14 protein-coding genes are annotated in these 16,539 nt (G+C 34.9%); 6 read left to right on the top strand and 8 right to left on the bottom strand.

What is annotated here, in order from left to right; translation table 11 throughout:
• Positions 1-1,231, bottom strand: a 1,231-nt coding sequence (gene istA, locus JF53_RS05185) for an IS21 family transposase (protein WP_236686910.1), incomplete at its 3' end; no start/stop codon positions are given.
• Between the two features lie 170 nt (positions 1,232-1,401).
• Here istA (JF53_RS05185) and JF53_RS05180 point away from each other — a divergent pair.
• Positions 1,402-2,178, top strand: coding sequence for an IS3 family transposase (locus JF53_RS05180; protein ID WP_047979895.1), 777 nt, complete (start codon positions 1,402-1,404; stop codon positions 2,176-2,178).
• Between the two features lie 182 nt (positions 2,179-2,360).
• On the opposite strand, the gene JF53_RS05175 is transcribed toward JF53_RS05180, so the two are convergent.
• The 3 genes from JF53_RS05175 to JF53_RS05165 are packed head-to-tail and all read right to left on the bottom strand — an operon-like array spanning position 2,361 to position 4,855.
• Positions 2,361-2,873, bottom strand: coding sequence for a YfjL-like protein (locus tag JF53_RS05175; RefSeq protein ID WP_047979896.1), 513 nt, complete (start codon positions 2,871-2,873; stop codon positions 2,361-2,363).
• 21 nt (positions 2,874-2,894) lie between these two features.
• Positions 2,895-3,428: an MFS transporter gene (locus tag JF53_RS05170; RefSeq protein ID WP_047979897.1), complete on the bottom strand. Its 534-nt coding sequence runs from the start codon at positions 3,426-3,428 to the stop codon at positions 2,895-2,897.
• Positions 3,425-4,855 carry an FAD-binding oxidoreductase gene (locus JF53_RS05165; protein WP_047979905.1) on the bottom strand — a complete coding sequence of 477 codons (1,431 nt, stop codon included), beginning with the start codon at positions 4,853-4,855 and terminating at the stop codon, positions 3,425-3,427. Before JF53_RS05165 ends, JF53_RS05170 begins: the two co-directional genes overlap by 4 nt.
• Positions 4,856-5,156: 301 nt before the next feature.
• On the opposite strand from JF53_RS05165, the gene JF53_RS05160 reads away from it, so the two are divergent.
• Complete coding sequence (locus JF53_RS05160; RefSeq protein WP_157052462.1) at positions 5,157-5,519, top strand: hypothetical protein; 363 nt, start codon at positions 5,157-5,159, stop codon at positions 5,517-5,519.
• A 49-nt stretch (positions 5,520-5,568) separates the two neighbouring features.
• Here JF53_RS05160 and ade read toward each other — a convergent pair whose 3' ends face one another.
• The gene (ade, locus tag JF53_RS05155; protein ID WP_047979899.1) at positions 5,569-7,341 is read right to left on the bottom strand and encodes an adenine deaminase; all 1,773 of its coding nucleotides are present in this window, start codon (positions 7,339-7,341) and stop codon (positions 5,569-5,571) included.
• Positions 7,342-7,371: 30 nt separating this feature from the next.
• On the bottom strand, positions 7,372-8,676 hold the full coding sequence (locus JF53_RS05150) for an NCS2 family permease (protein ID WP_047979900.1): 1,305 nt from the start codon (positions 8,674-8,676) through the stop codon (positions 7,372-7,374).
• A 624-nt stretch (positions 8,677-9,300) separates the two neighbouring features.
• On the opposite strand from JF53_RS05150, the gene JF53_RS05145 reads away from it, so the two are divergent.
• Positions 9,301-10,374, top strand: a complete 1,074-nt coding sequence (locus tag JF53_RS05145) for an HpaII family restriction endonuclease (RefSeq protein WP_047979901.1) — start codon at positions 9,301-9,303, stop codon at positions 10,372-10,374.
• A gap of 198 nt (positions 10,375-10,572) precedes the next feature.
• Here the strand turns inward: JF53_RS05145 and dcm are convergent, their stop codons facing one another.
• A complete protein-coding gene (dcm, locus tag JF53_RS05140) occupies positions 10,573-11,715 on the bottom strand; it encodes a DNA (cytosine-5-)-methyltransferase (RefSeq protein ID WP_047979902.1) in 1,143 nt (380 codons plus the stop codon).
• Positions 11,716-11,832: 117 nt separating this feature from the next.
• Between dcm and JF53_RS05135 the strand changes: the two genes are divergently transcribed.
• A complete protein-coding gene (locus JF53_RS05135) occupies positions 11,833-13,167 on the top strand; it encodes a DNA cytosine methyltransferase (RefSeq protein WP_047979903.1) in 1,335 nt (444 codons plus the stop codon).
• Between the two features lie 164 nt (positions 13,168-13,331).
• Here JF53_RS05135 and JF53_RS05130 read toward each other — a convergent pair whose 3' ends face one another.
• Positions 13,332-14,324 (bottom strand): DUF3231 family protein, encoded by a 993-nt coding sequence (locus JF53_RS05130; protein WP_236686911.1) that lies wholly within the window; start codon positions 14,322-14,324, stop codon positions 13,332-13,334.
• Between the two features lie 232 nt (positions 14,325-14,556).
• Between JF53_RS05130 and JF53_RS05125 the strand changes: the two genes are divergently transcribed.
• Together JF53_RS05125 and istA (JF53_RS05120) are read left to right on the top strand one after the other, a co-directional pair.
• Positions 14,557-15,216: a hypothetical protein gene (locus JF53_RS05125; protein ID WP_047979904.1), complete on the top strand. Its 660-nt coding sequence runs from the start codon at positions 14,557-14,559 to the stop codon at positions 15,214-15,216.
• Between the two features lie 92 nt (positions 15,217-15,308).
• Positions 15,309-16,539 (top strand): IS21 family transposase (istA, locus tag JF53_RS05120; protein WP_236686910.1); only part of this gene is annotated, 1,231 nt, incomplete at its 3' end.

The raw sequence follows: 16,539 nt of genomic DNA, 5'->3' as shown, positions 1-16,539 counted from the left end.
CATCCACTAATAAATAATCTTTTACTCTACCTGGTAAATACTTATTATACCTAGAGTAAGGAACCACTCTTGGCTTTCTTATCCAATCCTTTAGCACAGTTGTCCATGGAATAGCTCTGCTTTTATTCATATAAGGTCTATAGTCTTCACTAAGAATCTCTCCATCAGTAGATACAGCTTTATACCTGTCCCATGTTAAAATCAAATGAATGACCGGATAGTTTGCAGCTCTTGGTATATGTATAACCGAGTTATCTAATTTTGTTTCATTATATTTATTTACCTTTACGTCAGTATCTTTAAATACTGGATAGTCTTGCGAAGGTAAGTCTAATAAGTATTTAGTTTCTTTAATCCAAAGATTTTCAATTAACTCCTCTTTTTCATAGTGTAACCTTTCTCTATCCTTCGTTAACTGAACACGAAGTGTTTCTGTCAGTTCCTCAAAGCTGTTCATTATTGGTGATGTACTAAAGAAATTGTACCGAACATAACCAACTTTATTTTCTACGTTACCTTTTTCATGTCCACTTCTCGGATTACACACCTGAACCTCAAATCCATAATGATTTTGAAATTGGATAAAGGTATCGGTTAATTGAGCTTCTTCTAGTTTAGAGCGGGTCTTTTTTACAGCTGGTGTTAAGTTATCAATCCTAATCTTTCTTGGTACACCACCTGATTGTTTAAATAATTCCTTTAGCCCGTGCAGAAGGCATTCTTGATTCTCTGATGGTAAAGGTACGGCAAAGGCTGCATTGCTATATGGGAAAGACATTACTAATGCATGTATATCTACAAATTCCCCATCCTTAACAGCTTCCATAATTCCAAAATCAACTTGAGCTTCACTCGGTGGATGTTCTAGACGATCGTAACCTTTATCAAACTCATCTTCATTATGTGTGTTCTCCCAGTCTGATACAAAATAACACAAGGTTCTGTACGAACCTTTGAATCCAAGTTCTTTGAGATCAATAAAAATCTGTTTTTTAGTACGCCGAGATTTCTTTTTTAGCTTCCTATCTTCTACTAACCAATCAGATACTATTTCTCCCCATTTTTCTGTATACATCATCCCATCTTTTTGTTTTAAATTTGACTTTGGCAATTGATCTTCATCTGCATATTTTTTGGCAGTACGCCAGTTGATTCCTAATGTTTCTTGTATTTTGGATATTGATAAACCCTTGTTGTTTCTAAGGAATTTGATACAATTAATATCAGACATTGCTAGCATCCTTTCATTACCTCCATATGTTTTGATTCGACACCAATAACATTAGAGGGACTTGGGGTGGCTGGCAAGTCTTTTTTTATTGTCTACACTTCTATTAAATAAAGTGCAGGACTCTGCATTTTTCTATTGCAAAGCTCTGCACTTTTATTTTGCCATAAACAATTGTACCAAAACTAGCAGATCAAAACATTTATATTGCCTCTGAATCTAGCTTTTATCGAGTACTTCGTGAGCAAAATATGCAGAATCACCGAGGAAGAAGTAAAAGACCAGCACATAAATTACCAGAAAGCTATTTAGCTAAGGCTCCTAACCAGGTTTGGACATGGGACATTACCTGGCTAAAAGGGCCGGTGAGAGGTTTGTTTTACCGACTCTATTTAATTATTGATATTTTTAGTAGAAAAATAGTAGGTTGGGAGATTTGGGAAACAGAAGAAGCAAAATATGCAGAAGAATTGATGAAAAAGACCGTGATTAACGAAAAGATTCAAGGCAAGCCTTTGGTCCTCCATTCGGATAATGGTAGTCCGATGAAAGCAGCGACATTTCAAGTATTACTTGAAAAGTTGGGAGTTCAAAGCTCTTATTCAAGACCTCGCGTAAGTAATGATAATCCTTATTCTGAAGCGATGTTCCGGACGTTAAAATATAGGCCGGAATATCCATACAAAGGATTTGAAACACTGGAAGCTGCACGTGAATGGGGATTACGATTTGTGAATTGGTACAACTGCGTTCATTTACACAGTGGCATAAACTTTGTAACACCGGATCAGTGCCATACAGGGGAACATATTGAGATACTGAACAATCGTAAAGAAGTATATGAATTAGCGAAACAAAAGCACCCGGAACGTTGGACACGTTCGACTAGGGATTGGAATGCACATGATTCAGTGGCGCTAAATCCGATGAAGGAAGAGATTGAAAAGTAATGGAAAGATAGATCACCGTGACTAAGCTCGAATTACCCTTTTCCCTTCTCATCAAAGAACAGAATTCATTCTGTTCTTTGATGAGAAGGCCAGCAAGCGAAGCGCGGTAGCTACACTTTATATGTTTTAAAACACTAAAGAATGAAAGTACGACAACTATCTTGACAAACACCGAGAATATCTTAACTTACCTGAAAATACAGTTGTTCAGTTATATAACCTATTTCCTCAATTTCTGCTTTAATTAAGTTGTTAGTAGTACTATCTATGTCTTCATTAGTCCAAACAATAATCTCCAACTCTTTATTGGATAGGTTGATTAACTCCACATTTAACTTTCTATATTCAATCATATTTTCCTTTAATATGTTTTTAACATCAGTCTTTGCCTTGTCTAGAGTAAATTCGAACTCATAGCCATCATCTATGTCATTGCTATTATTGTCTTCCCCCACATAAAAAATTAATTCTGGATTATCTATATCATAAGCATGTGCATGGTAGTTGTTATGCATCATATCATATGAAATATCCGAGATAACAAAATCCTTTTTGTAGGTATCCTCTAAATATGTTTCAAAAAGATTTTTGTGTCTAAACATGCTCCAAGGTGTTCCGAAATTAACATAAAATATTGCGCAGCCGAAAATTACTAAAAATATAAACAGATATACAAATCGCTTAATATTTTTCATCACTCAGTACCACCGCCATCATTATTTATCCCTCTTCAAAATAACAAAAGAGGCTACAATATAAACAAATGAAATTAAATAGAATAGGGTGGCGACGGTTAAGAAATCAATTAGGTAACCGATTAGGATAATCCCGATTCCACTCCATAGTGATATGTGAAAATGATAGTTCCCGATGCGTTTACCAGCAGTATCAATATCGTTTTCACGAGCCAGGAAGGCTTTTTCTGTATTTTTTTGAATCGCCCCGAGAATTCCCATGATGATCTGGATTATATACACTTGCCATACTTGAATAAGAAGCGGGATAACAAGCATTACAGCTGCCATTCCTAGTGTATAAATAAGGAGCATCGTCTTATCACCAAAGCGATCACCTAGTCTGCCGATTGATGGGTAGGCGAGTGCTGCGGTTAAGGTGAATATTCCATATGCCCAGCCGAATTGTGAGTAACTATCTCCAATGTTTTTAATCAGTAATAAATAAAATGGAAAGACAATACTGCTTGCTGTAATTAGGATGCTTTGGGCGATGAGAAATTTACGGAAATTCATTGGCTGTACTCCTTGTAAAATAGATTCATAAATACCTCGTTCGGATCGAATTGTTTCTTTTGCGCGAAAAACTCCTTGTTACGTGGATAGGCTTCGTCCATTTGATCTTGTGTTGGATAAGAATAATAGGGTAAATAATAGGAACCATCATGTTCTAAAGTGACATCGATCATTTCTTGAATGACCTTTTCCGTCTTTTCAATGTCCCTCTTGCTTTTGCCTTGGTTAATCAGCAGGACAAGCGCAAACATGTCCTCCTTGGCATAGGATAATACTGCCTCTTCATCTTCATTCACATAGCGTACGGTAATATTTAATAGGTTTAGTTCTTCCTTTTTAAGTACTGCTCGTAAATCGTCTAGATAACTCGTAAACTCGTCAATTGGGACAAAATATTCCTGTAAAATTTCTGTTTTGGTCGGGTTGTCATACTCCATAAATTTACTATCTCCACGCATTGCATTGTTGCGTGTAATGTAGTTGCCATCTTGACTGACATAAAATTTGTTCTGTGTTTCCCAAAGGAGATTTTTTCCCCAATCACTGTGACGGGAAAGTCCTAGCATGAATTTTTGCGGTGCAGCAAGTGAATCTCTTTCTAACTTTGCATACTCTACTAAATTAGCTTGATTTTCTACTAATTGATAGTCAGTGACAAACATTTCTTGGAGCAACGTATCAGGAGCTGTTGACAATCTAGCAATGTGCATTCGGATATCCTTGTTTTGGTGTACTTCGTTAATAAAATAGTTAGGATAATCCTGATAGTTGATTGCCCTTGACCGAATTTGATAGAGTTCATCATCGGTCAAATGTAATGTGACATCTAGAATAATGCCGAATAAACCGTAACCACCGATTACGAGCGGAAATAGATTACTATTTTCTGTTCGACTGACATTGATGATAGTTCCTTGTGGAGTGAGTAGTCGAAATGATTCAACGGTATCGATAAGCGAACCAAAACGAATGTCTCTACCATGCGCATTAACGCTAAGGGATCCACCGACCGTAAAAATATTCTGTGACTGCATCACCTGAATTGCCAGGTGATCCGGGTTGATTTTCGCTTGGATATCTTCCCATGTTGCGCCACTTTGAACCGTAATCGACTTCTCATGTGGGCTATAATCTAGGATGTTATTATATTTTTTCATATCGATCATGATGCTATTAGGATAGTATGTATGCCCGCCTTGACTATGTTGCATCCCAGCGACGGAGATTTTTTCATTGTTCTTGATTGCTTCGTTTACCCAGCCTTGCAATTTAGCTTCGCTTGTAGCACCATGGACCTCTTTAATTTTCGTGGGGAGCAACTGACCGACATCTTCCATAAGTAACGGTTTGTGGTGATATAGCCATAATGAAAGTGTTAAGCCTACTGCGTACAAAAATGTTATGAGTAGTATACTTTTTTTCAAAATAGATCTCCTCAAATTAATAATTATCAAAGTTAGTACAAGTATAGCGTTAAAAACGTTGCTCTACAATGCTATCAATTTTTTCGATATCATGGAAAATCAAAGATGGAGATTAATTATAGCTTGATAGTGTAAGAATAATTAAAAATCATTGTAGAGATTGTGCTACTTAGTGTGATACCATGGCTGTACATATACTCTATACATACTTCATAAAAGATTAATTGGAGGTGATAAGGTGATGTTTTACGCTACAACTCAAAGAGGGGTTCTGTTAGTTCTTTTCTTACTAACAATAGGGGGAATGGCTAGAAGCATTAATCGTCCTGAAAGCTATTATTATCTAATTCCTTTTTCAATATTTCTTGTTGTGACAATCTTGATGCGTTTTAAGTTAAGGAAAACCGATAATACGTTGACTTTCCAAGTTCTAATTTTGAATTTTACAATCTATAAAAAAGAGGTTCATTATAGTCATATCGTTCGTATGAAGTTTAAGCGGGTTGGATGGGGGAAGAAATTAGTCATTGTAAAAAATATTAAAGGCTTTAATTTTAGAATTAGTAATTTCTATCCGGGGAGTGTTTATCAGGATCTACATAGTTTTGCGGAGGTACATAACATTCCAATTTCTAAAACTAAGGATTATTTACTATTAGAGAAGTAAAAAATAAGGCACAGATTCTGCCTCATTTTTACTTCTTTATTCTTTCGCTTCAATAACTATCCAAAATCAACGGTACAAACTTCTGTTTATCCACATCAACTAACCCCATATCCGTTATTTTCGCTTTAGGAATAACAGGGAGTGTCGCAATGATTAAGCGATGGATTGGATTCTTACCAGGCATCATGGTTGATTCGATTCGATCTAGGAAGTTATTAATCTTTGGTGAAAATTCTTCCGCGCTCTCTGTTGTCATTAATCCCGCGATTGGCAAGTGGAGCTCTGCAACGATTTTCCCGTTTTTTACAGCAACCATTCCACCGTTATTTTTTCGAAGATGATTGGCCGCTATAGCCATGTCCTTTTTATTAACACCGAGAACGGCAAGGTTATGACTGTCATGAGCAACGGTGGTTGCAACGGCGCCGTCTGTAATTCCAAACCCTGCGAGAACCCCTTTTGCCACATTCGTATTGTGTCCGTGACGATGGAAAACAGCAATATAGTTTAAAGGAGCTTTCTTTCCGTCATAACTATCCAATTGCACTTCGCCGTTTACAACAGGTAGCGTCACCTCTAGGAAGTTCGTTGGAATGCCTGGAGCGTAATCATATTCGATCGCATTGACTAATGCTTTTGTTGCTTGAGAATTTTCTACGGTAATCGTCAGTGCTTCTTCCTTGATTTCAGGTAGCTTCACCGTTTCGAAAAAATGCGATGGTGGCGAAATTATGGTTTGTTTTCGAATTAATGTTCCGTTCGCAACAGTTTGTTTTCCTGAAGTAAACACCTCAGAAACATGCATGCTTTCCAAATCATCGAGTAAAACGATATCGGCAATCCGACCAGGGCTAATCGCACCAATATCTGTTCTGCCTAAACGATTAGCGGCATTCAGTGTACCAAAACGAATCGCGTTTATGGGTTCAATTCCTTCTTCAATTGCCCGGCGAACAACATGATTTATATGGCCTTGCTGTAATAAGTCGCTGGCGAGAACATCGTCAGAGCATAGGCAAATATTTGGAAAGTAGCCCTTGTCCTTAATGACCTTAGCGATTGGTGCCATATTATGAGAGAAAGAGCTTTCTCGGATTTCAACAATCATTCCTGCTTGAATCTTTTCTAGTGCTTCTTCGCCAGTGCGGCACTCATGATCCGAGTCAATTCCTGCAATAATGTAGGCAGATAAGTCGCGACCGCTAACGGTTGGCGCATGTCCCTGTGCAATTTTCCCAGTGTCTAGCGCTGCTTGTACAATACCTGCCATGCGTGGATCCTGATGGATAACATCATAGTAGTTCATTACTTCTGCCAATCCGTCAATACCGTCAAGCGTCATCAATCGTTCAACGACCTCTGGTGTGAAGTCTGCTCCTGCTGTTTCTAAACGTGGTGCAGCAGGGACACAAGAAGGAAGGAAGGTTAGGATGCGTAAATCCAAATCCTTGCTCGCCTCGATCATATAGCTTAGACCTTCTTCACCTAGGACATTTGTTATCTCATGTGGATCTGTTACAATTGTCGTCGTCCCGTGGGGAAGAACTACTTCAGCATAAGCACTTGGTGTCAGCATCGCACTCTCAATATGGACATGTGTATCGATTAACCCAGGTATCGCAAACTTCCCCTGACCATCAATGGTTTGCTTCGCAGCTAGTTTTGTTTCACCCGGCTTTGTGACATGAACAATTTTATCTTGAAAAATTCCAATAGCGGCAGGATAAATTTCACCACTAAATACATTAACTAGATTAATATTTTCAATTGCTAAATCTAAGGGGATGTCCCCGTGAGCTGCAGAAATAAATGCATTCTTCATCGATAATCCCTCCAGAATGTGATGTCTACTTTAAATCAACCATAAGTAATAAGCTAATGGAATACATAAGAAATATAACCCAATTGGAATGTCACGTACTTTACCAGTGATTAATTTAATGATGACGTACGAGATGATTCCGAATACAATACCGTTGGCGATACTGAATGAGAATGCGGTAACAAGTATTAAGATTAATGCAGTAGCTAGTTCATCTAATTTATCGAAATTGATATTTCGTAAAGATTCTAAGATAAGAATACCGATAACCACTAATGCTGGGGCTGTTGCGACACCTGGAATCATTAAGAAAATTGGTGTTAAGAATAAGCTGAACCAGAATAGTAGACCTGTAGAAATCGAGGTTAATCCGGTTTTACCGCCTTCCCCAACTCCACTAGCTGATTCAACATAGGTCGTTACAGTTGTGACGCCCATTAGTGAACCAACGATAGTTGCGGAGGAATCGACTAGGAATGGTTTCTTAATTCCTGGTAAATTTCCATCCTTATCGAGCAATCCAGCCTTTTCACTAACTCCTAGAATTGTTCCTAGAGTAGAGAAGAAGTCCCCTGTAAAGAATGTAAAGATTAATGGGAAGAAGGAAAGCTTTAATGCTGAAATCCAGTCAATTTGGAAGAAAATCGGCGTTGGATCTGGTGGTAGCTGGAAAAGAGTGTCCGGTAATTTCGTAATTCCTAACGGGAATCCAAGAACCGTAACTAATAAAATTCCCCAGAGTACGGCGCCTTTTACTTTTCGTGCCATTAGACCAATTGTTACTAAAATACCGATTAATGCTAATAGCACACTTGGATCGTGAAGGGATGCAAGTGTCATATTATTACTGCCTTCACGTTGAATAATAATGCCACCGTTCACAAGTCCTGTACCTACGATAAAAATACCAACAGAACCACTGATTGCTAGTTTAATATTTTTCGGAAGCATATTGGAGATAGCTTCACGTAATCCTAATAATGTAAGTAATAGAAAAATAACTCCGGAAATAAAAATCATACCTAAAGCTGTCTGCCATGTAGCAAGACCAGCAGCCACAATAGAATAGGAAAAAAAGGCGTTACTTCCCATTGCAGGTGCAAGGGCAAAAGGTCTATTTGTAACAATCCCCATAATAATCGTAAATAGTCCAGAAACAATCATGGTGGAAACCATAACTGCTCCAACTGGCATACCAGCTGCCTCCATTAAGTTAGGCTGAACAATGATAATATAGGCCATTGTGATAAAAGTCGTAATCCCAGCCAACACTTCTGTCTTAATGTTCGTGTTTAGCTCATTTAGTTTAAAGAAACGATTCAAAAAATTACTCATGCATGACTCTCCTTGTCGATTTATGTCGTTACATTCTTTTATATCATTGTTTTGTGAAGAGAGTCAAGGTAATTACGTACGTTTGTTTAGGAATTTTATTTAATGTTCGGATTTAGAGGGTGTTGGTTTAATGATTAGTTTTTGAGATAAATGAAGATAGTAAATTTCATCTCCATAATAATCGGAAATTTTTCAAATAATTGTTGGTTAAAGTGGGGAGTTTGAGAACAACAATTAGTATTCTATATTTATTTCAATATAGAATATTAATGATATTTCGATTTATTAATTTTAATTAACGTGATTTTGTAGTGTTGATTGTTAAATTATGTTAAAATATATCAGACTTAACATATATTTTTTCAAACTATAAATATTCGGTGATACTTTTACTATTTAAAGGTCTGAAATATATAAGTAGAATGATTTTTTAGCATTTATTAATGGACCTCCTGAGAAGGAATTTAGGTTGTAGTAAGGGTATTTTTAATCCATGGAATATTATAACTTTCTAGTAACTAAAAAATAATTAAGAAATACTTCAATGTAGGAAAACTGTTTTTAGGAATTATGAAACAATAGCATTATCTCTGAAAAGGTTAGATTAAAATAGGAGGTGTAGACATGAAAGGAAACAAGGGTGAATGGAGTGAAATATACACATTCCTAAAGATATCGGCTGAGGGAGTTCTATTTGGAGGAGATGAAAATTTAAATAAAATTGATCATATCTTCTATCCAGTTCTTTCAATTATTAGAGAAGAACAGACTAATAATTACTACTATAACCAGGAAGATACCACAGTTAGAGTTGTTAAAGATGATGGAACTGAGGTATTATCCGTAGATAAAGCTATTTTTGGTCAAAAGAGTAAGGAATTGTTAGATATTTTAGTTCATAGTTCTGGAAGATCTTTTGAGTTTCCTTCAATTGAAGAGTTTTTAGAAGAAGTTAATGTAAGTCGACTTAAATCCGATTCTAGTAATAAGAGAGATATTACAATAAAAGTACATGATTTATCAACTCATTCGGAACCAACACTTGGTTTTAGTATTAAATCAAGGCTAGGTGGTAGTTCCACCCTATTAAATCCTGGTGAGGCGACTAATTTTATATATGAAGTTCAACATATTAACAATGATATAATTGATCAAATAAACTCAATACAAACACGATCAAAAATAAAAGATCGAGTTAAGTTTTTGACGAATTCTAAGACAACTACAAAGTTTAAGAAAATCGAGAGTAGTAACTTTCAATTGAACCTTCAAATGATTGATACACTACTTCCAGAGATGCTTGGAATAATGCTATTCTACTATTATGGTGGGCTAGCAACAAAATTAAGGGATTTAGTTGATTTATTAGAAGAAAAGAATCCACTTCAGTTCGATCAGTCAAGTAATCATAGGTTCTATGAATATAAAATTAAAAATTTTTTAACTGATGTTGCCTTAGGAATGACTCCGCAAAGGGGGTGGACAGGAGTATATGATGCAACTGGTGGTTACATTGTAGTAAAAGAAGATGGAGAAATTGTGTGCTATCACATTTATAATAGAAATGAATTTCAAGAATATCTGCTGAATCATACTTATTTAGATACACCGTCAAGTACAAGGTATAATTTTGGTAAAGCTTTTGGAGAATGTGATAAGGTATATATAAAATTAAACTTACAAATAAGATTTATGTAAATTATATCATTCCTATCTTAATGAATTTCATATTAACTGAGATACTAAGTCAAACCATTGTTAATGTATATTATTGTTTGGAATGATTAAAGATTCCACCATATTTATTTAAGATTAAGATAAGAATGAAATGTTTTATTTAATTATAATTCTATTTTGGTGGAATAAAGTGCTTTTCCAAGAGATAAAGTCGCCTTATTACCAGGCGACTTTGATTTTTTCCTGATTGGATTCCAGGTATAATAAAGTATCATAAATCTTATTAGCAATTTCTTCTATAACTGGGATTGTTACTGAGTTGCCAAACTGCTTATAAAGTTGAGTATTACTAATACCCTCAGGGAATGTAAACTTATCTATCCCCGATTTATTTTTAAATGCATATCCTATAAAACCTTGTAGACGTCCCCATTCTGTGGGAGTCATGACACGAATTCCCTCTTTATTTAATGGTGATTTTTTGAACTTAACTTGTTTACCAACAAATTCTTTTTTATAATCAATTATTAAATTCCTTTCTTTACCCGATCCTCCAGTGGCTAAAAGTGCATTAGATATTGGTTTATCAATTCCAGGCTTGTTGAGTATAGAATATCCAAAACCGTTACCCTTTCTTTTTTGAGCGGCCTTATGTCTTTTTAAGGTATCAAGATAACCCTCTGACAAATAATATTGCTCGTTCACATCAGATTCAAGAACATCATAGATTGATTCATAAATAGGCTTCTTGCTTCTGCTTAAAGGAAGTGAAGGGAAAATATCATTGATTTGATAAGAGAAATGTTTTCTACTAAAACCTACTATATAAACTCGAGGTCTATTCTGAGGTACCCCGAAGTTTTTAGAATTTAATAAAAAACTTCTAGGATTGTATATAAGTTCTCCAGTGGAACTAATTTCTACTCCTACAATGTTATAATCTAATTCTAAAGATAGTATTTCAAGAATAGTTTTAAAAGTCTCACCCTGCCTATGAGTAATCAGACCTTCAACGTTTTCTAATAAAAATGCCTTAGGGGTTGTTCTCTGGATTATATCTGCAATTTCAAAAAAGAGAGTTCCTCGTGTTTTATCCCTAAATCCTTCTTTTCTCCCTGCTGAACTAAATGCTTGGCAAGGGAATCCCGCAAGAAGTACATCATAGTTTAAGTACTCCACTTGTTTTTTAAAATTAGCACTGCTAACATCATTTTTAGGATTAGTTCCAAACAGATGCTCGTATGTTTTGCACGCATAATTATCAATCTCAGCAGAAAGCACATTTTGAAAGTGGTTTGTTAATTCAAATCCTTTCCGGATTCCACCAATTCCTGCAAATAAATCTAATGTTTTATATTTCACAAGTATTACCTCCGGAATATATTAAAGTCTAATTATATATTATTATACACTATATCGTATAGTCTATTTTATTAATTTGCGTTATGATAACATTACCTAAATTTATGAGGTGAGTAAATGAATAAGTTAAAGTATACATGTATAGACCTGTTTTCGGGTCCAGGTGGCTTATCTACGGGGCTAAAACTGGCTGGTTTTAAAACATTAATAGCTATAGAGATAAATAGAGAAACAGCTGAAACGTACTGTGAAAACCATATGGCCGAATTATTTAATTTGGATGATTATATTAAAAATGAAAATCAATATAAGGATGTGTTTTTACCTAGTGAAACCCCAGTCCTAATTCTAGGCGATATTAGTAATGTTCCAGATTCATTAATAAGGAAATTCTTACGAGAGAGATTTTTAACGGATACAGTAGACTTAGTTTCTGGGGGCCCGCCATGTGAGAGTTACTCAATTGCTGGTAAAAGAGCAGAGAATGATCATAGAGATGAATTATATATGCATTTACCTAGAATTGCCAAATTGGTCGACGCTAAGATGATTCTATTTGAGAATGTGAAGGGTATATTTTCAAAAAAGAGATTTAAGAATAGTAAAGAGACATTCTTTTCGCTTGTGTGTGATGAAATTGAAAAAGAGGAGTTTGGGAAAAATAGTTCCTCCTTTAGATTGGCATCATGGCAAAAAGAAGATGTTCTTTTAAATTGTGCCAATTACGGAGTACCCCAAAATAGAGAAAGAGTATTTTTGGTGGGTATTAACAATAAATATGGAGATACTTATTTCAATTATCCTCATAAGACACACGGGAATGATATGCTTCCATTAGTTACCGTAGAACAAGCTATTGGAGATTTGCCTAGAATAAATGCTCTAGAAGAATGTCTTATTTATCCTGATAAAGATGTCAGTAGTAATTGGGTCTCAGAATCACATAAAAAATTTATTGATTTTGTTCGGGGTAAATATCCAGGAATTCCTAAAGATATAGCTTATGATGGTAAGCACCTTGACTCTCATAAGGCAAGTAAACATTTTGAAAAAATACTTATGAGAATGGCTTTAATTCAACCAGGAGAAAGCATGAAAACTGCAGCAGAAAGATTAATTATTGAAGGAAAAGTAGAACTGAGAAACAGTTATTTTCCTAGAAAACCTTATGGTGCAAGATATAGAAGACTAGTTAAAGATAGACCAAGTTTTACGGTCACCTCTCATTGTTTTGATGAAATGATCCATCCAGTATTGGATCGAGCATTAACTCCAAGAGAAGCTGCAAGGCTACAAACTTTTCCTGATTGGTATGTTTTCAAGGGTCCATATGTGATTTTCCATTCTGATCCTCGACAGGATAGATATGAGCAAATTGGGGATGCTGTTCCACCTTTGATGGGGTATCAACTAGGTAAAGAGTTAGCTAAAACACTTAGTATAATAGACTAGTAATATACTCCGCTAAAAATACTTCAATTAATATATAAACTTGTTTTTGTAATGAAAGAAGGACGATAAAATGAAAGAATATAATTTTTGTCGTCCTATAAAATTTTTCTGGAATATTAATAGTCGGTAAGGATCTTTATCCTACACTCTCATAATTAAGTCATCTACCCGCCAACCCTCGGCTGCTCCTCTAACCATTTATACTTCACCATAATCTTATAACAAAGCACACCAGCCTCTGTTGCGTGTGTATATACTTTCAAATAGTTCAACATAACATCAGACCGAAGACTAGATCCAAGAGCAGCACCATAATAAGATAGTGCAGTATTCACTAAGAATGCCGCATGGAACATCATTAGCTTGTCAGAGAAGGGGCTGATAGTAGCATCAGTGACCTGATCATCCCATTTTTCCGGTGTAGGTAGATTATCTTGTTGCAAAATATTATCGAAGCTTTCCGCGTCCTTCCTAGCTAGTTTTACATTTTTTAACATGAAATTTCGTACTTCCTCTCTGGAAGCTACTTGACTAAAACCTAAGCTTAAAGTACTGATAAATCCAGTTTTGGTTGAATTAAAAAATAGATTACTCACTTCTGAACTATTAAGTGGTCTTTTATCCCCAATTAAATTAGAAATCATTCCAATGGAGTTGATAATACCTAACTGATCGGGTGGAGAAATCGGAGGGACACTGGAATGCTTTGGTTGCTTCTTGAGTAAGGCCATTATTTTTTGAAAAAGATGATTGCTTGTGACGGAACATTCATTAAAATAATTTTGTATATCACTACGCTCCGAATTAGATAGGGCTAAACTATACGCTGTCATACCATGAATGGTCATGATATAGGAATAAAATATAATGAATTGATCTGTAAATAATCTTGGTGCATGCAGGTTTACATCGTTACTTGTGAATCCTATCGGAATAGGGAATCCTTCACTTTCAAATAGTTCCTTGATTCTTTTGATGTGTCCTTCTGCTAACTGTAAGGATGTATGTAAAATTGATTTCAATTCCTCATTTTCAACAATGGATAGAAAGTACTTATAAATACAAATTGCCATTGTGTCGCCCATGAACTGAACCCAAAGTCCTGAAACCTCTGCGGCCGTTAAGTTAGATTTCTTCATAGAAGAAGCTTTAAACAAAAGAAATACCTCCAGAATTAGTATTAAATGTGCGGTTATTTTATGGAGAAGTGAATGAAATATACTTAATATTATTTGATATTTGTAACAATACTTTGATGTGTTAAGGTGTTGGCTTTTGTATTTAGATTTAGAAGATTACTTCTTTGAATTTTAATCAAGCATCTTTAAAATAAATTTAGTACCTCCGATATAATAATTGAGTCTGTGAATAAGATTACGAGGTGTTTTAATGAATTTTCAATATGAACATATTAAAGATATCATAGGTTATATTTCATTCTTTTCAACAATAATTGCCATTGCATATCCAATTACAAAAATATTAAATCGTACAAAAATTGATTATTTGCTAGAGGATAGGCACCGAAGAAAATTAAATGATTTTATTGAACTAGTTATAATTTCACTTATAATTTCAGTGACTATAACTTTTGGAATTAGTTCAATACCAAGTAATGAAAATATAAAAATTTTAGTAGGAGAAGGAATCATTTGGGTTATTTTCATAAATATAATACTCATAATTTCTATCTTTATTTTGAAATCATTAGTACTTAAGAAAGGAAGAGAAGGAAGTGACTCAAAAATTTTATGTGTAATAAAATATAGTTCAATCTTAATATATGTTGGGTTAATTTATATAAATGCGGCGGTAATTTATATTATTTCTTTTAATACTGATCAAAATGTATTGGTATCATTCACTATTTCATTTATAATTTTTTATGTTGTATACTTTATAATTCTTAGAAAGTTAAATGTGAAATTGTACATGAAACAAAGAGAGTTTTATACGATGAGAGTTATAGATTGTTTATGGCAAAATAAAAGTGCAGAGCTTTGCAATAGAAAAATGCAGAGTCCTGCACTTTATTTAATAGAAGTGTAGACAATAAAAAAAGACTTGCCAGCCACCCCAAGTCCCTCTAATGTTATTGGTGTCGAATCAAAACATATGGAGGTAATGAAAGGATGCTAGCAATGTCTGATATTAATTGTATCAAATTCCTTAGAAACAACAAGGGTTTATCAATATCCAAAATACAAGAAACATTAGGAATCAACTGGCGTACTGCCAAAAAATATGCAGATGAAGATCAATTGCCAAAGTCAAATTTAAAACAAAAAGATGGGATGATGTATACAGAAAAATGGGGAGAAATAGTATCTGATTGGTTAGTAGAAGATAGGAAGCTAAAAAAGAAATCTCGGCGTACTAAAAAACAGATTTTTATTGATCTCAAAGAACTTGGATTCAAAGGTTCGTACAGAACCTTGTGTTATTTTGTATCAGACTGGGAGAACACACATAATGAAGATGAGTTTGATAAAGGTTACGATCGTCTAGAACATCCACCGAGTGAAGCTCAAGTTGATTTTGGAATTATGGAAGCTGTTAAGGATGGGGAATTTGTAGATATACATGCATTAGTAATGTCTTTCCCATATAGCAATGCAGCCTTTGCCGTACCTTTACCATCAGAGAATCAAGAATGCCTTCTGCACGGGCTAAAGGAATTATTTAAACAATCAGGTGGTGTACCAAGAAAGATTAGGATTGATAACTTAACACCAGCTGTAAAAAAGACCCGCTCTAAACTAGAAGAAGCTCAATTAACCGATACCTTTATCCAATTTCAAAATCATTATGGATTTGAGGTTCAGGTGTGTAATCCGAGAAGTGGACATGAAAAAGGTAACGTAGAAAATAAAGTTGGTTATGTTCGGTACAATTTCTTTAGTACATCACCAATAATGAACAGCTTTGAGGAACTGACAGAAACACTTCGTGTTCAGTTAACGAAGGATAGAGAAAGGTTACACTATGAAAAAGAGGAGTTAATTGAAAATCTTTGGATTAAAGAAACTAAATACTTATTAGACTTACCTTCGCAAGACTATCCAGTATTTAAAGATACTGACGTAAAGGTAAATAAATATAATGAAACAAAATTAGATAACTCGGTTATACATATACCAAGAGCTGCAAACTATCCGGTCATTCATTTGATTTTAACATGGGACAGGTATAAAGCTGTATCTACTGATGGAGAGATTCTTAGTGAAGACTATAGACCTTATATGAATAAAAGCAGAGCTATTCCATGGACAACTGTGCTAAAGGATTGGATAAGAAAGCCAAGAGTGGTTCCTTACTCTAGGTATAATAAGTATTTACCAGGTAGAGTAAAAGATTATTTATTAGTGGATG

This window comes from Ornithinibacillus contaminans (genome assembly GCF_001038425.2).
In the GTDB taxonomy this organism is placed as follows: Bacteria; Bacillota; Bacilli; order Bacillales; family Amphibacillaceae; genus Ornithinibacillus; species Ornithinibacillus contaminans.
This window is presented reverse-complemented; position numbering and strand designations above follow the sequence as displayed.